Below are 23,624 nucleotides of genomic sequence, written 5' to 3'. Positions count from 1 at the left end.
CGGGTGAGCCGGCTGCGGTGTAAGATGAGCCGGCCATTGCGAGGTTTTGCATGCTCATGCGCGCCGCTACACCTGCCGATCACGCCGCTCTGTTCACCCTCTGGCGCAGTGTGCCGGGGATTCAGCTGCGCGCCGAGGATGAGTACGAGCCCTTCTGCCGCTATCTCGAGCGCAATCCCGGATTGAGCCTGCTGGTGGAGGCCGAGGGCGGGCCGATTGCCTCCCTGTTGACGGGGCACGATGGGCGACGCGGCTATCTGCACCATCTGGTCGTGGCGCCGGCCTGGCGCGGGCGCGGGCTGGCCAGTGCGCTACTGGCCGAGGTGCTTGCGCGCCTGGCGGAGCAAGGGGTGCGCAAGTCCCATGTGTTCGTGCTGGGGGCGGCGCCCGAGGCCCTGGCATTCTGGCGCGCGCGCGGCGAGTGGCTGGCGCGTGATGATATCGAAGTCTTTTCCACGAGGAGTTGAGCGATGAGGTTGCTGCGCTGGTATTGTTTGCCGCTGCTGATCACCTGGATGGGCGTTGCCCTGGCGCAGGGCGAGGCGACTCGCCTGGCGCCCTGGACGCTGCTCGATCAGTTCGACCGCCCCTACACCCTGGAGCCGGACCTGCGCGTGCTGCTGGTCGCGCGCGGCATGGACGCCTCCGGGCTGCTGGACGAGGCGCTGGCCGAGCTCGGTGGCGATTACCTCGAGCGCCACTCGGTGGTGTTCCTCGCCGACATCAGCGGCATGCCGGCACCCATCGCGAGCCTGTTCGCCGTGCCGGCCATGCGTGATTATGGCTATCGCGTCATGCTCGACCGCAGTGGGCGGGTGGCCAGTCGCTATCCGGGCAAGAAGGCCGAACTGCTCTGGCTGGACCTGGATAACGGCGAGCTGCGTGGTCAGCGCCAGTTCACCGATGCCGGCGCATTGCGCCAGGCCTTGCAGGCGCTGGGGCAGTGATCGCCAGCGAGCTGCTGCTGCCGACCAGCCAGTGGCTGGGCTGGCTGCTGTATGCAGCTGTCCTGGGCTGGGCGCTGTGGCGTTCGCCCTGGCTTGAGCTGTTCAGCGATCAGCGCCGCCAGCATCTGCTGTTCGGTACCGTGCTGGCGCTGTTTCTGCTCTGGCTGGTGCGGCGCGACTTCGCCTCGGGGTTGTCGTTCCACTTCATCGGCATGACGGCCGTTACCCTGCTGCTCGACTGGCCCCTGGCAGTGCTTGGCGGCTTTGCCGCTCAGCTCGGCCTGCTCGCCCTGGGGCGCCTGGATCTGTTCGCGCTGGGGGTCAACGGCATGCTGCTGGTGGTCGTGCCGGTTGTCATCACCGAGTTCTGCGCACTGCAGGTGGAGCGGCGGCAACCGCGCAACCTGTTCGTCTATATCTTCTGTTGCGGCTTCTTCCCGGCCGCGCTGGCGGCATTGGCCTGCCTGCTCGGCGGTCTGGCAGTGCTCTGGCACGATGGTCTGTATGCCATGCCTCCGTGGCTGGACGACTTCGTCGGCTACCTGTGGCTGGTGATGTTTCCCGAGGCGTTCATCAACGGCATGTTGGTCACCGGCCTGGTGGTGTTCTATCCGGACTGGCTGGAAACCTTCAATCGTACGCGCTACCTGTCTGCACCCTGGAAGGACGGCGGTCCGGATGGTCCGCCATAAGCGGGATTTATCCCGGCGCCAGGCCTGATCTGGATCAAGATTCGCCAGCGCCACGCCCTCATGCTGGAAAAAATTGCAGAGGGTGAGGCCATGGGTGTGCATCAATGGGCGCGGCAGGAACTGGAAAGCAGTCTTGAGCGGGCGCGAACGCAGGGGTTCGACCCTTTGATGACGTTGCGTGCACTACTCAGCGAGGCGGTGGAGCTGAATCGCCTGGAGCGGGAATTGGCCGACCTGGCGCAGGAGCTGCAGTTTCTCGCCGACAATCTCGACCCACAGCGCGACTACGCCTTTATGCGGCCCTGAGCCCTAGTGCTCGCGCGGCGGCAGATCCCCGGAGAAGGGCGAGTCCTCCAGCGTGTCGCCGGGAATCGCATGTGCCTCGGAGGCCCAGGCACCCAGGTCGATCAGCTTGCAGCGCTCGCTGCAGAAGGGGCGGTTGGGGCTTTGCGGTCCCCACTCGACCGGCGCGCCGCAGGTCGGGCATTCAACAGTGGCGCTCATGCTTGGCCTCCGCGCAGGGTCAGGTAGAACTGGTGCAGGCGCTCGACCTCGCCTTTCAGCCAGGTCAGGTCCTTGTCGTTGGTCAGTACGTCGTGGGCATGGCGCAGGCGCTCTTCGCGGCTGGTCTGTGCCTTGAGGATGGCGCGGATCTGCTCCTCGGAGCTGTTGTCGCGGGCCATGCTGCGTTGCAGCTGTAGATGCTCCGGGGCATCGACTACCAGTACTCGCTGGGTGATGCGGTGCTGGCCGGACTCCACCAGCAGCGGCGATACCAGAATGGAATAGGGCGATTCGGCGCGAGCCAGGTACTGGGCGATTTCCTGGAAGATCAGCGGGTGCAGCAGGCCTTCCAGCCAGCGGCGCTGCGCTTCATCCTGGAAAACCAGTTGGCGCAAGGCGGTACGATCCAGGCTGCCGTCGGCCTGCAATACCTGCGGGCCGAAGCGTTCGGCAATCTTCGCCAGGGCCGGGCGCCCCGGCTCCACCACCCAGCGAGCGGCATGATCGGCATCCACCAGGTGAATGCCGAGGTCGATAAAGTGCTGTGCCACGGCGCTCTTGCCGCTGCCAATGCCTCCGGTGAGGCCGAGAATCCAGGGTTTGCTCATCTAAAACCGGCGAACTGCAGATAGGTCGCGGTTATTTGATCACCCCAGAGCAGTGCGATCCAGCCGGCAATGGCCAGATAGGGGCCGAAGGGGATGGGCGTGCTGGTTTCCTGGTTGCGCAGGCGCAGCATGATCACACCGAGTACTGCACCGACCAGCGACGACAGCAGGATGGTTAGCGGCAACACCTGCCAGCCACCCCAGGCGCCGAGCATGGCCAGCAGCTTGAAGTCGCCGTAGCCCATGCCTTCCTTGCCGGTCAGCAGCTTGAACAGCCAGTACACCGACCACAGGCTGAGGTAGCCGGCGATGGCCCCCCACAGCGCATCCTCGAGGCTGGTGAACAGGCCGAACTGGTTGCCGATCAGGCCCAGCCACAGCAGTGGCAGCACCAGGGCGTCGGGTAGCAGCTGGTGATCGCAGTCGATCATGCTCATCGCCAGCAGCCCCCAGGTCAGCAGCAACATGCCGGCCGCCTGCCAGCCAAAACCGAAATGGAAGGCGACATAACCGGACAGCAGGCCGCAGGCCAGCTCGACCAGCGGGTAGCGCTTGCTGATTGGTGCCTTGCAGCCGGCGCACTTGCCGCGCAGGAACAGGTAGCTGAGCACCGGGATATTCTCCCAGGGGCGAATCTGGTGGCCGCAGTTGGGGCAGCAGGAGTTTGGCAGCACCAGATTGAAAGTGCCCTGCTCGGGTTCTTCCGACAGCTCGAGAATCTCCCGCGCCTGCTTGCGCCAGTCGCGCTGCATCATCACCGGCAGGCGGTAGATGACGACGTTGAGGAAGCTGCCGACCAAGAGGCCGAGCAGCGTGGCCAGTAAAACAAAGGCCGGCAAATTGCCGGCCAAGAGGTCGATTTGCATTGATTAGCCGCCTACGACCTGGCCCATCTGGAAGATTGGCAGGTACATGGCAATCACTAAGCCGCCAACCAATACGCCCAGTACGGCCATGATCATCGGTTCCATCAGTGCTGTTAGGCCGTCGACCATATTGTCCACTTCGGTCTCATAGTAGGTTGCTACCTTATCCAGCATCTCGTCCAGTGCGCCAGACTCCTCTCCGATTGCGGTCATTTGCAAGGCCATAGCAGGAAACACGTTGGTGCTGCGCATCGAGAAGTTGAGCTGCATACCGGTTGAAACATCCTGTTTGATTTTGTTTACCGCAGTACGAAAGACCACATTGCCAGTTGCACCGGCCACTGAGTCAAGCGCGTCGACCAGTGGAACACCGGCTGCGAAAGTGGTTGCCAGTGTGCGGGCGTAGCGAGCTACCGAAGACATATAGACAATCTTTCCCATAATGGGAGCCTTTAACACTGCGCGGTCTACTCCGTCGCGAAATTTTTCCGAGCGTTTATAGACGGCCGAAAGGCTATACATTGTGGCGGCGATTACCAAGAGTACAGCGAGCCACCACTCCTGAAGCAGTTCGGAAAGGCCTACTACCATGAGGGTGAATGCCGGAAGCTCTGCGCCGAAGCCGGCAAAAACCGACTGGAATTGCGGTACAACTTTTATAAGTAGAATGGCCGATACAATTAGCGCCACGACAATAACTGCGATTGGATAGTTCATCGCCTTCTTGATTTTGGATTTTAAGGCTTCGGTTTTTTCCTTATAGGTCGCAACCCTGTCGAGCAACGTTTCGAGGGCGCCAGATTGCTCACCGGATTCGACTAGGTTGCAATATAGGTCATCGAAATAGAGTGGTCGCTTGCGCAGTGAGGCTGCCAGGCTATTGCCGGCGGCAACATCTTGTTTGATCTCATCTACCAGCTTGCGCATGCTCGGTTTTTCCAAGCCTTCTCCGATGATGTCAAACGACTGCAGGAGCGGTACGCCCGCCTTCATCATGGTGGCCATCTGGCGAGTGAAGATGGCGATATCCATGGGCTTGATCTTGCCGCCGCTGCCGCCGAAAAGCGGCTGAGCTTTCTTGCGCACCTTTAGCGGGTTGATACCCTGTTTGCGTAGTTGTGCTTTCACCAGGGCGGGATTTTGCCCGTTCATCTCTCCCTTGATCTTGGATCCGCGCCGGTCGGTGCCTTCCCAGGCGAAGGTGCTGGTTTTTATTGCTTTTTCCGCCATGGTTTAGTCCTTGGTCACGCGGTTGACTTCTTCCAGGCTGGTCACGCCCTGGATTACCTTGATCAGGCCGGAGCGGCGCAGGTCGTTGAAGCCGTCCTTGCGCATCTGTGCGGCGATATCGATGGAGTTTCCGTCTTCCATGATAATCCGCTGGAGCGATGGAGTGTTTTTAACCACTTCATAAATACCTACACGGCCTTTGTAACCGCCCTTGCAGTTTTCGCAGCCGACCGGGCCGTAGACCTTGAAGGTACCGATCTCCTGCTCAGTGAAGCCTTCCTCCAGAAGGGCTTCTTTAGGCAGGTTGACCTCCTTCTTGCAGCTGGAACAGAGCTTGCGCGCCAGGCGCTGGGCGATAATCAGATTGACCGAAGTGGCGATATTGAAGCTGGGCACGCCCATATTGCGCAGACGTGTCAGGGTTTCGGCGGCGCTGTTGGTGTGCAGGGTGGACATTACCATGTGGCCGGTTTGCGCAGCCTTGATGGCGATTTCGGCGGTTTCCAGGTCGCGAATCTCACCGACCATGATCACGTCGGGGTCCTGACGCAGGAAGGCGCGCAGCGCTTGAGAAAAGTCCATGCCCTGTTTGGGGTTGACGTTGACTTGGTTGATGCCCTCCAGGTTGATCTCCACCGGATCCTCTGCCGTGGAGATATTCACGTCCACGGTGTTGAGAATGTTCAGGCCGGTATAGAGGGATACCGTCTTGCCCGAACCGGTGGGGCCGGTGACCAGAATCATGCCCTGCGGCTGCTTGAGGGCTGTCAGGTAGAGTTCCTTTTGGAATTCCTCATAGCCGAGCGCGTCAATGCCCATCTGTGCGCTGGAGGGGTCCAGAATCCGCATCACGATCTTCTCGCCCCACAGGGTGGGTAGGGTGTTGACGCGAAAATCGATGGCCTTGGTCTTGGAAATCTTCATCTTGATTCGACCATCCTGCGGCTTACGCCGCTCGGAGATATCCAGGCTGGCCATGACTTTCAGGCGTGCGGAAATGCGCGGGGAGAGCTGGATCGGAGGGCGGGCTACTTCATGCAGGATGCCATCGGTACGAAAACGCACGCGATAGGCCTTCTCATAGGGTTCGAAGTGCAGGTCGGAGGAGCCGCCCTTGATGGCGTCCAGTAGCATCTTGTTGACGAAGCGCACAACGGGGGCGTCATCGGCCTCATTGCCCTGCCCGGCGTCCTGTTTGTCGTCATCGACCGCTTCTACGTCCAGGCCGTCGAGGTCCATGTCGCCGAGGTCATCTATGCCGCTGCCGGCATTGTCGAAGAACTTTTCGATGGCCTCGCCTAGCTTGTCATCGTCAACCAGAACGCCTTCGGTATTGAGACCTGTACTGAACTGGATGTCGGTGATCGCTTGATGATTGCTGGGGTCGGAGACGCCAACGTAGAGTTTGTTGCCTCGTCGCCAGAGGGGTAGTGCTCGGTGCTGGCGAATCAGTTTCTCGGTAACCAGATCGCGAGGCTGCCCCTCCTTATCCAGCGCTCCAAGGTCGAAGAAAGCTACGCCGAACTGTTCGGCAGCGAGCTCAGCGAGTTCGCGAGCTTTGACCAGCTTGTTCTGTACCAAGTAGGTGATGAGCGGCAGTTTGTTGCGTGTCGCTTGCACTTGCGCCAGCTGCGCGCCTTTTTCATCGAGAAGGCCTGCTTGGGCCACCTGGCGGGCCAGGCCAGAAAGGGAAACCGCATCGTTCATCTGTAGAATCCATGCCAGGGGGCAGATATTCGTGCCTTATAGCCTAGTTGCTCTGGGCTGCCAAACTCAGCTTGTCGGGGTGACAAAAAGTGTCGCAAGGTGTCTGTTTGCGTTGTTTGGTGCGGCGCGGGCTTTGCGTGCACGTAACCTGCGCGGGTTTTTAGGGTTGGCATGTTGAATGCATGATCAGCAATAGGCATTTGCCTAATCACATCCCAAGGGAGACTATTATGAAATCTCAAATGCAAAAAGGCTTCACCCTGATCGAGCTGATGATTGTTGTTGCTATCATTGGCATCCTGGCCGCCATCGCCCTGCCTGCTTATCAGGATTACGTCAACCGCGGTCGTACTAATGCGTGCTTGGGTGAGGCTTCTGCTCACACTAAGGCTCGCGCTGCCGCAGTTATTGGTGGTACAACTCTCTCCGACTACACCGCGAGCGCGAACACTGCCTGCTCCGCTGCAACCAACCAGAACCCTACTACTATTGCCGCTCTGACTGGTAATGCGACCTTCACTGCTCGTGATGCCGCCCCAACTACTATTACTTGCGATTGGACTACCACTACCTGCAGTCGCTAACATTTTGGCCAAGACCCCGGCTTGTTCGGGGTCTTGTTTGTTTGGTTTCTTGGGGTTTGTGTTTTGCTGGGGCTTATTCTTTACTTCGTTCGGATTTTAGATTCTAACTTGGATCTATAGGATTCGAGTTTGGTTGGGAGTAATGGTGGTTTCTGTTAAGGATGCCCCTGAAGATTGCCTGTATTTAGTTTGCTATTGGTCATGATTTTTGGGTGGTGGCTGCTTTTCCTTCCCTTCTCCCCTTCCACATTTTTGATGGGGTATTCATAGATAGCCCAGTGCTTTTTTAATTTGAAGGCCTGGGTCGATCTTTTTTTGCATCATTTCAAAAAATTGTCCCGCGATGCGCGAGGCTTTGTGTTTTTTGTGTGTTTACAAGCGCAGTCTCATTGATAAGTCGACTGCCTTGATGTCCTTGGTCAGGCTGCCGATGGAGATGTAGTCAACGCCGGTCTCCGCAATCGTGCGCAGGGTCGTTTCGTTGATGCCGCCTGATGCTTCTAGCTTGGCGCGGCCGGCGGTGAGTCTTACCGCGGTGCGCATGTCTTCCAGGCTGAGTTCGTCGAGCATGACGATATCGGCCCCGGCTTCCAGCGCCTGCTGCAGTTCATCCAGACTTTCCACTTCAACCTCCACCGGCTTGCCGGGGGCGATGCCGTGGGCGACGCTGATGGCCTGGGCGATACCGCCGCAGGCGGCGATATGGTTTTCCTTGATCAGGAATGCGTCATACAGGCCTATGCGATGGTTGTGGCAGCCGCCTTGGGTGACGGCATATTTCTGCGCCAGTCGCAGGCCGGGCAGGGTCTTGCGGGTATCGAGCAGCTTCACCCCGGTGCCTTCGACCAGGTCGGCAAAATGGCGGCAGCGGGTGGCGACGGCCGAAAGGGTCTGCAGGAAGTTCAGGGCGCTGCGTTCGCCGCTGAGCAGGGCGCGAGCCGGGCCTTCGAGGTTGAAGAGGGTCTGGTTGGGGGCGACCCTTTCGCCATCGGCGACCTGCCAATGCACGGCCACGCGCGGATCGAGCTGGCGGAATACCGCATCGACCCAGGCGCTGCCACAGATAACGGCGGCGTCACGGGTGATCACGCGGGCCTGGGCCAGGCGTTCTTCAGGTATCAGTTGGGCGGTGATATCGCCGCTGCCAATGTCTTCGCTCAGGGCGCGACGTGCGTTGGCTTCGATTTCGGCGCCGAGTTCGGCGAGGGTCAGGTTGGGCATCGTGGCCTCCGCATGCTAGTGGCGCGATTATAGGGATAGCCGACGGCTGGTGCAGCGTCGTCGGGCGAATCGACTAGACCCTAGAATGAGCAGCTCGGCCGCTGCGAGTGACCGTTCGTAACCTTGATCTCCCCGCTCTGTGATCTGAGTCATGTCTGCGATAGGGGGTATTTGGTCATGCTTCGCATCCCCCTATACTGAGGGTGGCTGCGATTTTTGGCGCCATCTATTTGACGTTTTTGGGTGATGCCCAGCTGATCGTTTAGCAGGCCTGTTCTGATCTGGCAGCCTGCGGGAGACTCGCAATGAAGACCGACGCGAAAGTGGTGCACCTGAGCAAGGTGGCGCCCGAGCAATCGCCTACTTCACCAGCAGGAAGGCTTCCCGTGGCCCTCATTCAGGTACGTGACAAGGCTGCGCAGCAGCTGAAGCTGAGTCTTCAGGGGCTGTTTGATAACGCCGACGACACACTCTTCGAAATGGCTGATCGTGCTGCCAGCAATGCCGAGCAGAATGCCTTTTTCGAGGCGATGCGTGATCTGCGCCTGAAGCGCAAAACCATCGAGCGAGGCTTCCTGCAGCGAGTCTTCGAGAGCTTTGCCACGCTGAATCAGTACGAAATAGGTGTTCCGGCACCGCAGCTCGGAAATGTGTCCTTCGAGAACCTTTCCTTGGTTCAGGATGATGTACTGGAAGAATCGGTGGCTCTCGATGCCATGGTTTCCCGCGTACTAAGTCGTGATGGCACTGCCCTCGGCCACCTCACGACCCGCCTCAATGCGGTGATCAGCAAGAAGCTCGACGATAAAACCAACCCGCTGGGGCCACGGCTGCTCTGCGAGCAGTTCCTCGCCGCCTGCGAGGGGCTCGGGGTGGAGATCCGCGTCAAACTGATCATCCTCAAGCTTTTCGAAAAACACGTGCTGGGCGATCTCGATCAGCTTTATGCCGATGCCAACCAACAGTTGGTCGAGGCCGGCGTGCTGCCGGAGCTGAAGTCCGCACCGCCGGTCCGTCGCCAGCCGGGCCGGTCGCCGGCTGGCGCTGCGCGTACTGCACGTGAGGAAGGCGCCGAGTCGAGGGGCGCCGCCTCAGCTGGTTACGCCGACGAGGGCGTTCAGGAAGTCTTTGGTGCCCTGCAGGAACTGCTGTCGCAGGTGCGTGGCAGTGCCGTGTTGCCGCGGCGCGAGATTCCTGCCGATGCCGTGCCGATTTCCAGTAACGACCTTATGCGCCTGCTGTCGCACCTGCAGCAGCATTTCCCGGTGGGCGGCCAGCAGGCCAGCGACGACTATGACCTGCGCAACCAGCTCGAAGGCCTGCTGACTCGCGTCAGTGCCAAGAGCGGCAAGGCCCGGGTGGTGGGCGAAGTCGATGAGGATGTGATCAATCTGGTGGCCATGTTGTTCGAGTTCATCCTCGACGATCGTACCCTGCCGGATTCGCTCAAGGCCCTGATTGGCCGTCTGCAGATCCCGATGCTCAAGGTCGCAGTGCTGGACAAGACCTTCTTCAGCCGCGGCAGTCACCCGGCCCGCCGCCTGCTCAACGAGATTGCGACTGCCGCACTGGGTTGGAATGCCCAGGGTGACGAGCAGCGCGATGCCTTGTACCAGCGCATCGAGCAGGTTGTGCAGCGTCTGCTCAACGATTTCACCGACGACCCCGCGATCTTCTCCGACGTGCTCGCCGAGTTCATTGCCTTCACCGGCGACGAGAAGCGCCGCAGCGAGCTGCTTGAGCAGCGCACCCGTGACGCCGAGGAGGGCCGCGCTAAGGCCGAGCTGGCGCGCCAGCAGGTCGAACAGGCGCTGAACTCGCGTCTGCTCGGCAAGGTCCTGCCCGAGGTGGTGGTGCGCCTGCTGCAGGAAGGCTGGAGCAAGGTGCTGCAGCTGACCTGCCTGAAGCATGGTGCCGAATCTGCCGAGTGGGTATCCGCCCTGGCGGTGATGGACGACCTGATCTGGAGCGTCGAGCCCCACGAGTCGCCGGAAGACCGCCTGCGCCTGCTGGAGCTGGTGCCGAGCCTGCTCAAGTCGTTGCGCGACGGCCTCGCGAGTGCGGCCATCGACCCCTTCGTCACCAGCGAGTTCTTCAGCAAGCTGGAGAGCGTGCATGTGCAGGCCTTCCAGCGCTTCAAGCGCGAGGTCGCCGAGCCTCAGCCCGTGCCGCCGAGCGAGGTCGACAGCGGCGCCGCCGAGGTGCAGTCCGACAGCGTCGTCGAGTTGGGCGCGGGGCCCTTGCTGGAGCTGCCGCCGCAGGAGCTGGAAGAGATTGTCGAAGCACCTGCCATGGTCGAGGTGGTCGAGGAGATCGTCTTGTTGGCGCCCGGCGAGAATCGCCAGCAGGAGCCGGAAGCCAGCCTGCCAGACGATGATGAGGCGCTGCAGAAAGTGGACGAGCTGCGTGTCGGCAGCTGGGTGGAAATCCAGGAAGACGAGGAGCACAAGCTGCGCGGCAAGCTGGCGGCCATTATCAAGCCGACCGGCAAGTACATCTTCGTCAACCGCACCGGCATGAAGGTGATGGAGAAGACCCGCATGGGCCTGGCCGTGGAGTTCCGCCGTGGTGCCATTCGCCTGCTCGATGATGCCCTGCTGTTCGATCGTGCTCTGGAGTCGGTGATCGGCAACCTGCGCAAGCTCAAGGGCGCCTGAGGCGCTGTTGGCTGCAAACGCCCGGCCCTGTGCCGGGCGTTTTCGTTAGCGCACTTCTGCTAGAGTGGCGGCCAGTCATTAAGGAGCCCTTATGCGGCTGGACCCTGCCAGCGGCTGGTGTGACGGCGTTCGTCACTGCCCCTCGCCGAATTTCAACGAGCGCCCGCAGGGGGAGGTGTCCCTGCTGGTGCTGCACAACATCAGTCTGCCGCCGGGGCAGTTCGGGACCGGCAAGGTGCAGCAGTTCTTCCAGAACCAGTTGCCGGTGGACGAGCATCCCTACTTCGCCGGTATCGCCCAGCTGACCGTGTCCGCGCATTTCCTTATCGAGCGCGATGGCGGCGTGATCCAGTTCGTGTCGTGCAACCAGCGAGCCTGGCACGCCGGGGTATCGCGCTTCGGCGAGCGGGAGAACTGCAATGATTTCTCCATCGGTATCGAACTGGAAGGCACCGACGAGCTGCCATTCGAGGATGCTCAATACCGGGCCTTGACCGAGCTGACCCGTGCGTTGCTGTGCGCCTATCCTGAGATTAGTGTCGAACGCATCTGTGGTCACAGCGATATTGCGCCGGGGCGCAAGACCGATCCCGGCCCCTGTTTCGACTGGGCGCGCCTGCGCGATGCCCTGCAGCATGAGGAGAGTGGAAGATGAACTTTCTGGTGTTGTTGCTGGTGCTGTGGGTGGAGAAGTTCTCCGCCGGGCGCCTGCGCATCCAGCAGGACGGCCCCTGGCTGCAGTGGCTGACGGCCAGTTCGGGGCGCTCGCCCTGGTTCACCCTGGCGCTGGCGGTGTTGCTGCCCGTGGCCCTGCTCGGGTTGCTGGTGCTCGCGCTCGAGCCGCTGGCGTATGGCTGGCTGTTGTTGCCGGTGCATCTGCTGGTGCTGGTCTACAGCCTGGGGCGCGGTGACCTGCTGGCGGACCTGGGGCCGTTCCGCGACGCCTGGCGCCGGGGTGATGATCAGGCCGCCCTGCATGTGGCCGAGCGTGACCTGGGGCTGGTGGCCGATGCCGAGGCCGAGTTGCTCGAACGCGTGCGCGCCTACGAGTTGTGGCAGGCCTACCAGGGCTTTTTCGCGGTGATCTTCTGGTACGCGCTGCTCGGGCCGCTGCCGGCACTGGCCTATCGCCTGCTGGCGCTGACCGCCGAGCGGGCGGCCGATACGGCAGTGGCCGAGCGTGCGGCGCAGCTGCGACATGCCATGGACTGGCTGCCGGTGCGGGTGCTGGCGGCCAGTTTTGCCCTGGTCGGCAATTTCTCTGCCGTCAGCCATGCCGTGCTGCATGACCTGCTGGCCTGGGACATCCCTGCTGCGCAACTGGTGGCCCGTGCCGGTGTCGCCGCTGCCGAGCTGAGTGAGGCTCAGCCCGGCGAGCCCGGTGTCGCCAGCCTCGACGAGCTGTGGCAGCTGCTGATCCGTGCCGCCGTACTCTGGTACGCCGCCTTCGCCGTGTGGATCCTGCTGCTCTAGTTACTCGGGCCATAGCCAGGCGGCGCCGCGTACGCCGCTGGAGTCGCCGTGGCGGGCCTGGACCAGGCGGGTGTTGACCTGATCCGAGAACACATGGCGCACCAGCAGCGGCGGTACCTCGTGGTACAGCGCCGGGATGTTGGACAGGCCGCCGCCCAGCACTATCACCTGCGGGTCGAGGATGTTGATCACCGAGGCCAGCGCCCGCGCTAGCTGCTCGCAGTAGCGCGCCAGCGCCTCAGTGGCCGCGGGCTCGCCGCGCTCGGCGGCGGCCACCAGCTCGCGGGCGTTCAGCCCCAGGTCGCTGCGGGCGGCCCAGCCGGGGCCGCTGAGAAAGGTCTCGATGCAGTCGTCCAGGCCGCAGTAGCAGCGCCTGGTCGGGCCGTCGGCGGTACTGCGCCAGGGCAGCGCATTGTGCCCCCACTCGCCGGCGATGGCGTTGGGGCCGCTCAGCAGTCGGCCGTGGATGGCGATGCCGCCGCCGACGCCAGTACCCAGAATCACCCCGAAGACGTTGTCGGCACCGGCGCCAGCGCCATCACTGGCCTCGGACAGGGTGAAACAGTCGGCGTCGTTGGCCAGGCGCACCGGCCTCTCCAGCAGGCGCTCCAGGTCGCCTTGCAGGTCCTCGCCGATCAGGCAGGTGGAGTTGGCATTCTTGATTAGCCCGTGGTCCGGCGAGCGGGTGCCGGGAATACCGACCCCGACGCTGCCGCAGCTACCCAGTTGCGCTTCGGCTTCGCGCACTAGACTGACGATGGTCTGCAGGGTGGCCGGGTAGTCGCCCTGCGGAGTGGGGAGGCGACGGCGTAGCCGCTCGTCGGAACCCTGCAGGGCGATGATTTCCGTCTTGGTACCACCCAGATCAATGCCGAAGCGAAGAGACATGCGCATTCTTAACCTTAAGTTACACAGACCGGCGCCGATATCCGGTATACAAGTGGTGGGGGAGCTGCGCCTGGCAAATGGCCAGCCCCGCTAGAATTCAGAAAGCCTCGACACCTTGCCGTTCAAGCGACCAGCCTTCTCCCGGCTGGCATACAACAATAATGGCAACAGGAGACGTCTAGTGAATAGCGTGTTGTACCCTGCCATCGCGCTGATGAACCGCCTGAGCTTCGGCATGAAGTTCAGCCTGATCAGCGTGCTGTTCTTCCTGCCCATGCTGGTCACCAACTACTACTTGGTGCGCGAATCCTACGACGCCTTCGTCGATACCCGAACCGAGCTGCAGAGCCTGGAATTGCTCAAGCAGAGCCAGAAGATGCGGCAGGAGCTGGAGCGCCTGAACGATCTCTACGAGATCAATGCGGTGCTCGGCCAGTCCGGCGAGGCGGACAAGCTTGCGGCACTGATTGCACCTCTGGAGAAAAGCATCTCCGAGACCCTCGACGCCTTGACCTCGCCCAGCGATGACGCGCAGAAGATCGAGGAGTTCAACGCCCAGCGTGATGCCATCAAGACGGCCCTGGACGCGGTTGCCGCCGAGTCGTCGCTGCGCAGCAAGGCCGGTCTGGTGGTCAAGGCGCTGGACAATGCCGAGGTCTTCATCAAGTTCGTTGCCAGCCAGTCCGGCCTCAGTCAGGACAGCGACCTGACCGTGCGGCAGATGGCCGAGCTGCTGACCACTGCCACGCCGCCGGTGACCGAGGCGCTGAGCAAGGGGCGTGCGCTGGGTTCCTACTCGCTCGGCCAGGGCATTCTCGGCTCTTCCGACAGCACCAAGCTCGACGAGATGCTGGCCCAGCTGGAGCAACTGCACGCCGAGTACGGTTTCAAGCTGCAGAGTGCGCTGGATGGCAACGCGCGTGCACGCAATGAGCTGAGCACGGCAGCCGAGGCCAGCCGTGCCTCGCTGATGGAAATCAGCGGTGTGCTGGAAGAGCAGCTGCTCATGGCCGACACCCTGGACGCGCCTTGGCAGGGCTTCTTCGACCAGCTCAGCGCCGCCATCGACAAGACCTACACCTTCAACGACCAGATGCTCGGCTTCCTCGATCACGAGCTGAGCCAGCGTCTGGAAGGCAAGCGTACGCAGATGGTACTGCTGGTGGTGGCGCTGGTGTCGGTGTTCCTGGCCATCGGCTATCTCTACGGCGCTTTCTACGTCTCCACCCGCGCCACCCTCAAGGGCTTCGGCAGCACCCTCAATCAGGTGGCCGCCGGCGACATGACGGTGCGCGTCAATGTGCGTAGCCAGGACGAGCTGGGCGAGCTGGGCGAAGTCTTCAACGGCACCGTGGCGAAGATTCGCGACCTGATCGACCTGGTCGGCCAGACCGTGGTCGAGGTAGAGCGCCAGGCCGATCGCGTCGAGCTGGTCTCCGGCGAGAGCAGCCAGGCCGTGACCGCTCAGCGCGGTCAGATCGAGCAGGTCGCCACGGCGATGAACGAGATGTCCGCCACTGCCCAGGAAGTCGCGCGCAGCGCTGCCGCGGCGGTGAGCAGTGCGCAGAGCGTCAACGACGAGACGGTCAGCGGGCGCGCCATGGTCGAGTCGCAGGTCGGCAGCATCCAGCGTCTGGCCAGCGAGATCGACCAGTCGGTCGGCGTGATCAATCAGCTCGCTGCCGACAGCGCCTCCATCAGCCAGGTGCTGGACGTGATCAAGGGCATCGCCGGGCAGACCAACCTGCTGGCGCTCAACGCTGCCATCGAGGCCGCGCGTGCCGGCGAGCAGGGCCGTGGCTTCGCCGTGGTGGCCGATGAGGTGCGCAACCTGGCCAAGCGTACCCACCAGTCCACCGAGGAGATCGAGCAGATGATCGGTCGCCTGCAGAATGGTGTGGGCGCCACTGTGACCGCCATGAACGGCAGCCACCAGATGGTGGAGAGCACCGTCAACCAGTCGGCCCAGGTGCAGCAGGCGCTGGAGAACATCCTCGGCGCGGTCGGCATGATCGTCGACCAGAACCAGCAGATCGCCGCCGCTGCCGAGCAGCAGACCGCCGTGGCCCACGATATCGACATGAATATCGTCGAGATCAACCAGGCCGGCGAGCGCACCGCCGAAGGCGCAGTGCAGACCGAACAGGCCAGCCGCCAGCTGTCCGATCAGGTCGCGCGGCTCAAGGAGCTGATCAGCGCCTTCCGCGTCTGATAAGTCCTGTGCAATGTGCAAGGCCCGCCATTTGGCGGGCCTTGTCGTTTGTGGGGGGAGGGCAGGTGAATCCGTGTTGCCGGCTCGCGGGTTGCACCCGCCCTACGAGGTTGCTTTCCAGCCGAACAGCTCGGCGGCATTGCGGCTGCTGGTGGACGCCAGTTCTTCAGGCGTCACCCCGCGCAGTTCGGCCAGGGCTGCGCAGATGGCCGGCAGATGCTCAGGGCTGTTGCGCAGGCCGGGGTACATGGCCGGTGCCATGTCCGGCGCGTCCGTCTCCAGCACGATGGCCTCGGCCGGCAACTGCGCCACCACCTTGCGCAGGCGCAATGCCTGCGGCCAGGTCGGCGCGCCGCCCAGACCCAGTTTGAAGCCGAGGCGCAGGTACTCGCGGGCCTCCTCGTAACTGCCGGCGAAGGCGTGGATGATGCCGCCGCGCTTGAGCCGCTGGCGCTTGAGCGTGGCAATGGTGGCGGCATGGGCGCGGCGCACGTGCAGCAGGGCGGGCAGCTCGAACTCTGCCGCCAGCCTGAGCTGGGCCTCGAACAGCTCCTGCTGGCGCTGGCGGTCGAGCGTCTCGATGAAGTAGTCCAGGCCGAACTCGCCGACCGCGCACAGCCGCGGGTGGCCGGCCAGGCGCTGCAGCCAGGCGCGCAGTTCGTCCAGGTGCTCGGGGCGGTGCTGGTCGAGGTAGACCGGATGCAGGCCGAAGGCGGCGTGCAGGCCGTCGTGCGCCTGCACCAGGTCCCACAGGCGCTGCCAGTTGCCCTGGTACACGCCGAGCACCACCAGTTTCTCCACACCCAGCTCGTGGCTGCGCTGCAGCATCTCGGCGCGATCGGCGTCGAATTCGGGGAAGTCGAGGTGGGTGTGGGTGTCGATCAGGCGCATGGGCGCAGCATCGGCGATTTGCCGGCCCTGCGCCAGCCCCGGAGCGGCGCCTTCCCAGCGGCCGCAGCGTTCGGTTGTAACAAGGCGCCGATCTGACAGTGCATGGGCTTGGTAGGCATCGACAAGGCCTGACGGGGCTGCCCGTCGGCGCCGGCAGCCAAGGTTGCGCCTTACCATGTTGCCAAGCTGTTCGGCTAACTGGAGGTGCTGCACAGCCAGCTCGGCGTGCTGGAGCGCCGTCGCATGTCCCTGACTGCAGGCAGCTGTTCGCAGCCGCCTGACCTCTATGATCAGCAGCATCGGCGTCCAGCCGGTTCAGGCCAGCAAGCCTCAAGCCAATGCCACTAACGGACTGTGCGTGGCGGTCGAGCACGACTGGGAACCTGCTCAAAGCCTGTTGCGTGTCGGCCGCCGGGACACGACGTATCAGAATGCTCAGTCCGTGTGCGGGTCCAGTGCCTTTTTCGCTTCTATTGCTTGTCCTGGCTCTAGTTCGCGAGACCTTGAACAGGTTCTAAAGCGAACGGTTAAACTGGCAGCTTTCCGCTTCCGGTTGCTCCGCCATGTCCTTCGCCAACCTTGGCCTGATCGATTCCATCCTGCGCACTCTTGAGGCACTCGATTACCGCGAGCCCACGCCGGTGCAGAAGCAGGCCATTCCCGTCGTGCTCAAGGGCCGTGACGTACTCGCTGCGGCGCAGACCGGTACCGGCAAGACCGCCGGCTTCGCCCTGCCGCTTCTGCAGAAACTGACCATGGAAGGCTCGCAGGTGGCGGCCAACTCGGTGCGCGCGCTGGTGCTGGTGCCGACCCGCGAGCTGGCCGAGCAGGTGGCGCAGGCGGTGCAGCAGTACGCGCAGAATCTGTCATTACGCACCTACACGGTGTACGGCGGGGTCAGCATCAACCCGCAGATGATGAAGCTGCGCAAGGGCATCGACCTGCTGGTGGCCACCCCCGGTCGCCTGCTCGACCTGTACCGGCAGAATGCTGTGCGCTTCGACCAGTTGCAGGCGCTGGTGCTGGACGAGGCCGACCGCATGCTCGACCTGGGCTTCGCCAAGGAGCTGGACGAGCTGTTCAGCGCACTGCCGCGCAAGCGTCAGACCCTGCTGTTCTCCGCCACCTTCTCCGACGCCATCCGCCTGATGGCCAAGGAGCTGCTGCGCGACCCGCTGTCCATCGAGGTCAGCCCGCGCAACACCACGGCCAAGGGGGTCAAGCAGTGGCTGGTGACGGTGGACAAGAAGCGCAAGAGCGAGCTGCTGCTGCACCTGTACCGCGAGCGCGGCTGGGACCAGTTGCTGGTGTTCGCCAAGACCCGCAAGGGCGTTGACGAGCTGGAGCAGCTGCTGCTGGCCGAGGGCATCGCTGCCGACTCGATCCACGGTGACAAGCCGCAGCCGGCGCGCCTGCGCGCGCTGCAGCGGTTCAAGGCCGGCGAGGTGCGTGTGCTGGCCGCCACCGATGTGGCCGCGCGTGGCCTGGACATCAGCGAACTGCCGCGGGTGGTCAACCTTGACCTGCCGATCGTCGCCGAGGACTACGTGCACCGCATCGGCCGTACCGGTCGTGCCGGCGCCACAGGTGAGGCGGTATCGCTGGTCTGCGCCGACGAAGTCGAATTGCTGGCGGCCATCGAGACGCTGATCGGCCAGGTCATCCGCCGCCAGGACGAGCCGGGCTTCGAACCGGATCACCGGGTACCGGTCACGGCCCCCGGCGGCGCCGTGCTGAAGAAGCCGAAGAAGCCCAAGGTCAAGCTGGTGCCGGGTGCCGGCAAGGGCAAGATCCACATGGGCAACTGGTTCGAGGCCGACGACGACAAACCCAAGGCCAAGGCCGTGCGCGCGGTGCCCAAGTTCGGCGAGAAGCCGCGGCCGAAGAAGAAGTAGCGGGCCTAGGGCGCCTGGCGCAATTGCGCCTCGGCCGCCTCGGTGACGTCGTAGATCATCAGGCAGACGTGCTCGACCTCACGCCCTGCGGCGGCCAGCGGCATGATGGTGAGGTTCTGGTACATGAAGTCGGCCTGCCCGGTGATCGGCCGGTAGGTCTCGAAGCGCAGCAGGTAGGGGCGCTGCTGCCACAGGCTGAAGGCGCGGGTGCCCAGGCGCAGCACGGTGCCGACCTTGCGCTCCAGCCAGACCCGGTCGATTTCCGGGAACAGCTGGAACAGGCTGCGCCCCTGCACCTGGTCGGCGCCCAGGCCCGAGTGGTTCTCCATGAAGCTGTTCCACACTTCCACGCGGAAGTTGCGGTCCATCACCAATACGCCGACATCCAGGCACTGGACGATATCCAGCAGCCAGTGCAGTTCGCGCATGTCGATCTGGGCTTCGCCGGCCATGGTCTACTCCATCAGGTACTGGATCTTGGCAGTCAGCCGCGGAATCGAGTTCTCGGTGAACAGCAGCAGCAGGTCGAAGTTCACCGCGTGGTCCTCCAGTCCGTAGCTGATTTCCACCGCCAGGGTCTTGCGCCAGCGCGCACCGTTGAACTGGATCAGCTCGTCGATGCTGCGCGCATGCTGGCCGAGCAGTTGCGGATGGCCCTGGGAGAAGCGGATGTCGAGCTGCTCGGCGATGCCGGACAGGCAGGCGCCGATCAGCACGCTGGCCAGGTCCAGCAGCATTTCCGAGGTGGCGACATCACCGCCTGGGCGCAGGCCCAGCAGGTGGGCGATGTCGGCGGTCTGCGAGTCGTGAAACAGCAGCAGCGCCTCGCCGGCAATGGCCTCGCCAACGAAGCCCTGGCACACCGCGCTGAGCTGTTCGCCGCGGTTGGCGTCGGTCAGGGCCATGTGCAGCTCGCTGGCCTCGAACAGGTTCACGGCGGGAATCGGCAGCTGCACGAACACGCCCAGCTCTTCGGCCAGCAGGGCGGCGGCACGGCCCATGGCCACGTTGGTGACTTCGCGCAGGGCGTCGCGGAAGCCGACCTTGGTCTCCACCGGCGCGGCGCCGGCGGCCGCTGCGGTGTCAGTGCCGGCCACCGACAGCTGCAGCAGGCCGAGGGCGTCGAGGGTTTCACGCAGCGCCTCGGCCGGGGCCGGTTTGCGGATGAAGGCCAGCGCCCCCAGCTCGGTGACGCGGCGCCGAGCTTCCTCCTGGACGTCCCCGGAGACCACCAGAATGCGACAGGCGTGGCCCTCTTCGCGCACCTGGGCCAGTACCTGGTAGCCGTCCATCACCGGCATGGTCAGGTCGAGCAGCACGACCTCGCCCAGTCCCTGGCGAATGGCGGCCATGGCTTCCTCGCCCTGGCTGGCCTGGGTGATGCTCACCGGCCATTCGGGGGGCAGGGCGCGAATCAGCTGCTTGCGCGCCATGGCGGAGTCGTCGCAGACCAGCAGTGGAATCACCGAAATCACCACGCGAGATTTAGGGTCGATAGCGCAAGCATAGACTCAGCGCTGCTCGTTGGACTCATAGCTATAGGTATTACGACCGGCGTTCTTCGCCACGTACATGGCGCGGTCGGCCTGCTGCACCAGCGATTCGATGTCGTCGCCGTCGCGCGGGAACAGGCTGACACCCATGCTGGCCTGTACCTTGACCTCGTGGCCGTCGAGCAGCATGGGCAGCTGGAAGCGTTCGTGCAGCTTGTGCAGCACCGCCACCACCCGGCCGGGATCGTCCAGCTGCTCGATGAGGATGACGAATTCGTCGCCGCCCAGGCGCGCCACCGTGTCGCTTTCGCGGGTGGCCGAGCGCAGCAGATTGGCCACGGCCTGCAGCACGCGGTCGCCGATGCTGTGGCCGAGGCTGTCATTGAGCTGCTTGAAGTGATCGAGGTCGACGAACAGCACGGCCAGCGGCTTGGCGCTGCGCCGCGCGGCAGCCAGGGCGTGTTCCAGGCGCTCGAAGAACACCCGGCGGTTGGGCAGGCCGGTCAGCGGGTCGTGCCGGGCCAGATGCTCCAGGGCGTTACGGCTGCGGCTCAGCTCCTCCAGGTGTTCGACGATTTCTTCCTGCATCTGCACGAAGCTGCGTGCCAGCTGGCCCAGTTCGTCCTGGCGCTGCACCGGCAGGGGGGCATTCTTGCGCTCGCGGGCGAACTGCTGCACGGCCAGGTTGATGCGCTTCAGCGAGCTGGTCATGGCACGTGAGGCGATGGTTGCGATCAATACGGCCAGCAGGCTGGCGAAAATCACCACCTGGATGATGCGCTCGCCGAGCCGGCTGCTCTCCTTGAGGACATATTCCTCCGGCTGGGCCAGGCCGAGTACCACGAAGCTCTCGCGGTTGCCGGCGTTGGTCGCGAGACGCACGAAAGCGGCCACCAGGCTGGTGTCCTTGCCATCGCTGCGGCCGATCAGGCTCTCGGTGTGTGTATCGAGCAGCTGCTGCACGTCCGGGAACTCGTCCTGCAGGAAGCGCCGGCGGCCCTGATCGAAGCCGAAGGTGCGGCGCTGGTCGGGGTGGATCAGCAGGTCGCCCCAGCGGTTGCTCAGGTAGACCTGGTAGTGCGCTGGCAGGTCGCTGCGCAGCTGGTCGAACAGCTGGTTGAGGTCGATGTTGATGACGATCAGCGCGCTCGGCTGGCCGTCGGCTCCCGCTACCGGGGTGGACACATGCAGGGTCGGCCTGCCCACCCCGGAATGGGTGCCCAGCTCATGGTTGATCACGATGGGCGACAGGCGCACCTGGCCAGGAGGCAGGCGCAGGGTGTCGAACACGTAGTCGAAGTGCGCCTTTTCCTGCAGGCCCGGGTAGAGGATGCGCACTGGCTGCTCGCCGTCGAGATCGACACGGACCTGCTCCAGGCCGTGGCCGGCGGCGCTGATCAGGCGAATCTGCATGTACTCGGGGTGCACGCGCATCAGGGTCTCGAACAGCTCGGCCAGGTCGTTCTCCGCCTGCTCGCGGACGGGGGCGCTGGGCGCCTGGGGCAGTGACTTGCCCTGGGCGATGCCGGCCAGCACCAGGGCGTCGCGCGAGACGCCGTCGATGTTGCCGCGCAGGTTGCGCCCTAGCACCTGGGTGGCGGTCAGCAGGTCGCGCTCGGCGGCCTTGAGCAGGGTGGCGCGGCTGCTGCTGTAGCTGTAATAGCCGGTCAGGCCGCAGGCCAGTACGCCGAAAACAGCCAGCAGGCAGCCCAGCTTGAAGGCGATGCCGAACTTCATTGCGCCTCCACCAGCGGTGTCCGCTCGCCGGAAAGGATGCGCTCCCACAGGCGCGCGCGGCGCTCGGCATCCTCCACCGGGCGCAGCCAGATCATGCGTCCGGGCAGGTCCAGGCTTTCGGGCTCCTGCAGGGTATTGGACAGGCCCTGACGTTCGAGCAGGGCGCGGCTCATCGGCTCTTCCAGGCTGAAATCGATCCACGCTTCGGCCAGCGCCAGGTCGCGCGCGCCACGGCTGATCGCCCAGCAGTCGAGCCAGGCCAGCGCGCCCTCGCGGGGAATCACGTAACCGACGTCGGCTCCGGCGTCACGCAGCTGCTTGAGCTGTTGGCGGCCGTAGTTGGCCCAGAGCAGGGCGATGCGATGTTCCTCGAACAGGCTGGCCGCTTCCTCGGGCAGCGAATAGAAGGTCAGCACGTTGCGGCGCAGGGCGATCAGCTGCTCGCCCAGCTGCGGGAAATCGTCGGCGGCGATGCGGAACGGGTCGCGGCCGCGCGCCTGGCTGGCCAGGGAGAAGTTATGGCTGCTGCCGTTGAAGGCTAGCACCCGGCCCTGCAGTTTGGGGTCCCACAGGCTGGTGATGGACTGTGGCGGCTCGCGGAACTGGCTGCGGTCATAGATCAGGCCCATTTCCGAATAGGTGTAGGGAATGGCGTAGACCTTGCCGTCATGGGTGATGCCGGGAATTTTCGGGTAGTCGCGGAAGCGCCAGAGCTGGCGGGCGGTGTTCTTGATGCGTGCCGGCTGCAGCGGCTGCAGCAGCTTCTGCTGGACATAGTGCTCGATCTCCGCGGTGTTGGCGGCGATCAGGTCGTAGTCTTCGCCGTTGTTGCGGGCCAGCTTGCTGCGCAGTACGTCGTCATTGCCGACCAGGGTGACTTCCACCCGGACTCCATGGCGTTGTTCGAACTGCCGGACCAGATCGGCATCGGCATAACCGGGCCAGGTCAATAGCCGCAGCGTAGCTTCGCCGGCGGCAAGGCCCGGGGCCAGGGGTAGCAGTACGGCAAGCAACACCAGGAACGGGCGCATCATCGAGTTGACCGGAAGCAGGGGGCGCACCAGCAGTGTATACGATGGCAAATTGCCCTGCCGCCAGCGTTTTTGCGGGTCCGTGCTAGCGTTTTTCCAGTCATCCACCGCATGCGGGAGAACATCATGGAAGAAGGGCAAGCTCTGGTCTCGGCGGGTACCGCCAAGGTCAATCAGTTGTTGGAACTGGCGGCGCAGTACGGCGCCGCCTTCGCCGTGAAGATTCTCGCGGCCATCGCCTTCTGGGTGGTCGGCCGCTGGCTGATCGGCTTCGCCGTCGGCCTGTTGCAAAAGGGCCTGGGCCAGCAGAAGGTCGACCCGACCGTGCTGCGTTATCTGGGCAACTTCGTCACCGTCACCCTGAATATCCTGCTGGTGATCGGCATTCTCGGCTACTTCGGGGTACAGACCACCACCTTCGCGGCGCTGATCGCCGCGGTGGGCCTGGCGATCGGCATGGCCTGGTCGGGGTTGCTGGCCAACCTCGCGGCCGGCGGTTTCATTATCGTCCTGCGGCCGTTCAAGGTGGGTGATTTCGTCACCGTCGGCGGCGTGACCGGCACGGTTACCGAGATCGGTCTGTTCGTTACCGCGATCAATACGCCGGACAATGTGCTGACCCTGGTGGGCAACAACAAGATCTTCGGCGACACCATCCAGAACTACTCGCACAACGCGTTTCGTCGCGTCGATCTGAAGGCACAACTGGCGGGATCGGCCGACTGGAAGGGGGCTGCGGCGCTGCTCCGGCAGCGCATCGCCACCATCGAGCATGTGCTGGCGACACCTGCAGTGGAGGTCGAGATTCTCGAGTTCAACCTGGTCGGGCCGGTGCTGGCGGTACGGCCCTACTGCCATACCGACCATTACTGGCAGGTCTACTTCGACACCAACAAGGTGATCAAGGACGCCCTCGGCGAGGCCGGTTTCCCGGCACCGATGCCGGCGCAGACGGTCATCGTGCAGCAGGCCGCTGGCTGAGGGCTGG

The 23,624-nt window shown here is 63.6% G+C and carries 22 protein-coding genes and 1 pseudogene; 11 read left to right on the top strand and 12 right to left on the bottom strand.

Annotation, left to right across the window (positions count from 1 at the left end; translation table 11 throughout):
- Positions 1 to 50 precede the first annotated feature (50 nt).
- From PA6_RS17175 to PA6_RS17160, 4 genes are all read left to right on the top strand, one after another.
- A complete protein-coding gene (locus PA6_RS17175) occupies positions 51 to 467 on the top strand; it encodes a GNAT family N-acetyltransferase (RefSeq protein WP_021702226.1) in 417 nt (138 codons plus the stop codon).
- 3 nt (positions 468 to 470) lie between these two features.
- Positions 471 to 947 (top strand): hypothetical protein, encoded by a 477-nt coding sequence (locus tag PA6_RS17170; RefSeq protein WP_021702225.1) that lies wholly within the window; start codon positions 471 to 473, stop codon positions 945 to 947.
- Positions 944 to 1,639, top strand: a complete 696-nt coding sequence (locus PA6_RS17165; protein ID WP_021702224.1) for an energy-coupling factor ABC transporter permease — start codon at positions 944 to 946, stop codon at positions 1,637 to 1,639. Before PA6_RS17170 ends, PA6_RS17165 begins: the two co-directional genes overlap by 4 nt.
- Positions 1,640 to 1,729: 90 nt before the next feature.
- Positions 1,730 to 1,945: a hypothetical protein gene (locus tag PA6_RS17160; protein ID WP_043216879.1), complete on the top strand. Its 216-nt coding sequence runs from the start codon at positions 1,730 to 1,732 to the stop codon at positions 1,943 to 1,945.
- Positions 1,946 to 1,948: 3 nt separating this feature from the next.
- Here the strand turns inward: PA6_RS17160 and yacG are convergent, their stop codons facing one another.
- Genes yacG through pilB form a run of 5 tightly spaced genes read right to left on the bottom strand, consistent with a single transcriptional unit; the run spans position 1,949 to position 6,554 of the window.
- Entirely contained in the window at positions 1,949 to 2,143 is a 195-nt protein-coding gene (yacG, locus tag PA6_RS17155; RefSeq protein WP_021702222.1) for a DNA gyrase inhibitor YacG, read from the bottom strand.
- Positions 2,140 to 2,751, bottom strand: a complete 612-nt coding sequence (gene coaE / locus PA6_RS17150) for a dephospho-CoA kinase (protein WP_021702221.1) — start codon at positions 2,749 to 2,751, stop codon at positions 2,140 to 2,142. Before coaE ends, yacG begins: the two co-directional genes overlap by 4 nt.
- Positions 2,748 to 3,617 (bottom strand): prepilin peptidase, encoded by an 870-nt coding sequence (locus PA6_RS17145; RefSeq protein ID WP_021702220.1) that lies wholly within the window; start codon positions 3,615 to 3,617, stop codon positions 2,748 to 2,750. Before PA6_RS17145 ends, coaE begins: the two co-directional genes overlap by 4 nt.
- Positions 3,618 to 3,620: 3 nt before the next feature.
- The gene (locus PA6_RS17140; RefSeq protein WP_021702219.1) at positions 3,621 to 4,847 is read right to left on the bottom strand and encodes a type II secretion system F family protein; all 1,227 of its coding nucleotides are present in this window, start codon (positions 4,845 to 4,847) and stop codon (positions 3,621 to 3,623) included.
- Positions 4,848 to 4,850: 3 nt separating this feature from the next.
- On the bottom strand, positions 4,851 to 6,554 hold the full coding sequence (gene pilB, locus PA6_RS17135; RefSeq protein WP_021702218.1) for a type IV-A pilus assembly ATPase PilB: 1,704 nt from the start codon (positions 6,552 to 6,554) through the stop codon (positions 4,851 to 4,853).
- 230 nt (positions 6,555 to 6,784) lie between these two features.
- Between pilB and PA6_RS24665 the strand changes: the two are divergent.
- Positions 6,785 to 6,890, top strand: a pseudogene (locus PA6_RS24665) (prepilin-type N-terminal cleavage/methylation domain-containing protein); the annotation flags it as partial.
- A 620-nt stretch (positions 6,891 to 7,510) separates the two neighbouring features.
- On the opposite strand, the gene nadC reads toward PA6_RS24665, so the two are convergent.
- On the bottom strand, positions 7,511 to 8,359 hold the full coding sequence (gene nadC / locus PA6_RS17125; protein ID WP_021702216.1) for a carboxylating nicotinate-nucleotide diphosphorylase: 849 nt from the start codon (positions 8,357 to 8,359) through the stop codon (positions 7,511 to 7,513).
- Between the two features lie 305 nt (positions 8,360 to 8,664).
- On the opposite strand from nadC, the gene PA6_RS17120 reads away from it, so the two are divergent.
- The 3 genes from PA6_RS17120 to ampE all read left to right on the top strand — a co-directional run bounded on the left by PA6_RS17120 (position 8,665) and on the right by ampE (position 12,489).
- On the top strand, positions 8,665 to 11,016 hold the full coding sequence (locus PA6_RS17120) for a DUF1631 domain-containing protein (RefSeq protein WP_021702215.1): 2,352 nt from the start codon (positions 8,665 to 8,667) through the stop codon (positions 11,014 to 11,016).
- A 91-nt stretch (positions 11,017 to 11,107) separates the two neighbouring features.
- Entirely contained in the window at positions 11,108 to 11,671 is a 564-nt protein-coding gene (gene ampD / locus PA6_RS17115) for a 1,6-anhydro-N-acetylmuramyl-L-alanine amidase AmpD (RefSeq protein WP_021702214.1), read from the top strand.
- The gene (gene ampE / locus PA6_RS17110) at positions 11,668 to 12,489 is read left to right on the top strand and encodes a regulatory signaling modulator protein AmpE (protein ID WP_021702213.1); all 822 of its coding nucleotides are present in this window, start codon (positions 11,668 to 11,670) and stop codon (positions 12,487 to 12,489) included. Before ampD ends, ampE begins: the two co-directional genes overlap by 4 nt.
- Here the strand turns inward: ampE and PA6_RS17105 are convergent, their stop codons facing one another.
- Complete coding sequence (locus tag PA6_RS17105; protein WP_043216870.1) at positions 12,490 to 13,377, bottom strand: ROK family protein; 888 nt, start codon at positions 13,375 to 13,377, stop codon at positions 12,490 to 12,492.
- Positions 13,378 to 13,558: 181 nt separating this feature from the next.
- On the opposite strand from PA6_RS17105, the gene PA6_RS24815 reads away from it, so the two are divergent.
- Positions 13,559 to 15,589, top strand: a complete 2,031-nt coding sequence (locus tag PA6_RS24815) for a methyl-accepting chemotaxis protein (protein ID WP_021702211.1) — start codon at positions 13,559 to 13,561, stop codon at positions 15,587 to 15,589.
- Positions 15,590 to 15,691: 102 nt separating this feature from the next.
- Here PA6_RS24815 and PA6_RS17095 read toward each other — a convergent pair whose 3' ends face one another.
- Entirely contained in the window at positions 15,692 to 16,480 is a 789-nt protein-coding gene (locus PA6_RS17095; protein WP_021702210.1) for a TatD family hydrolase, read from the bottom strand.
- Between the two features lie 563 nt (positions 16,481 to 17,043).
- Between PA6_RS17095 and PA6_RS17090 the strand changes: the two genes are divergently transcribed.
- A complete protein-coding gene (locus tag PA6_RS17090; RefSeq protein WP_021702209.1) occupies positions 17,044 to 18,375 on the top strand; it encodes a DEAD/DEAH box helicase in 1,332 nt (443 codons plus the stop codon).
- Between the two features lie 5 nt (positions 18,376 to 18,380).
- Here PA6_RS17090 and PA6_RS17085 read toward each other — a convergent pair whose 3' ends face one another.
- Genes PA6_RS17085 through PA6_RS17070 form a run of 4 tightly spaced genes read right to left on the bottom strand, consistent with a single transcriptional unit; the run spans position 18,381 to position 22,639 of the window.
- Positions 18,381 to 18,827 carry a PAS domain-containing protein gene (locus PA6_RS17085; protein WP_021702208.1) on the bottom strand — a complete coding sequence of 149 codons (447 nt, stop codon included), beginning with the start codon at positions 18,825 to 18,827 and terminating at the stop codon, positions 18,381 to 18,383.
- Between the two features lie 3 nt (positions 18,828 to 18,830).
- On the bottom strand, positions 18,831 to 19,841 hold the full coding sequence (locus PA6_RS17080; RefSeq protein WP_021702207.1) for a response regulator: 1,011 nt from the start codon (positions 19,839 to 19,841) through the stop codon (positions 18,831 to 18,833).
- A 45-nt stretch (positions 19,842 to 19,886) separates the two neighbouring features.
- Positions 19,887 to 21,605, bottom strand: a complete 1,719-nt coding sequence (locus PA6_RS17075; protein WP_021702206.1) for a diguanylate cyclase domain-containing protein — start codon at positions 21,603 to 21,605, stop codon at positions 19,887 to 19,889.
- Entirely contained in the window at positions 21,602 to 22,639 is a 1,038-nt protein-coding gene (locus PA6_RS17070) for an extracellular solute-binding protein (protein WP_021702205.1), read from the bottom strand. The genes PA6_RS17075 and PA6_RS17070 overlap by 4 nt, the downstream gene beginning before the upstream one ends.
- Positions 22,640 to 22,762: 123 nt before the next feature.
- Between PA6_RS17070 and PA6_RS17065 the strand changes: the two genes are divergently transcribed.
- The gene (locus tag PA6_RS17065) at positions 22,763 to 23,617 is read left to right on the top strand and encodes a mechanosensitive ion channel family protein (RefSeq protein WP_021702204.1); all 855 of its coding nucleotides are present in this window, start codon (positions 22,763 to 22,765) and stop codon (positions 23,615 to 23,617) included.
- The last annotated feature ends 7 nt before the right edge of the window (positions 23,618 to 23,624 follow it).

The organism is Aquipseudomonas alcaligenes NBRC 14159 (assembly GCF_000467105.1).
Classification (GTDB): Bacteria; Pseudomonadota; Gammaproteobacteria; order Pseudomonadales; family Pseudomonadaceae; genus Aquipseudomonas; species Aquipseudomonas alcaligenes.
The sequence above is the reverse complement of the archived record's forward strand: the minus strand, read 5'-3'. Positions and strand labels throughout refer to the sequence as shown.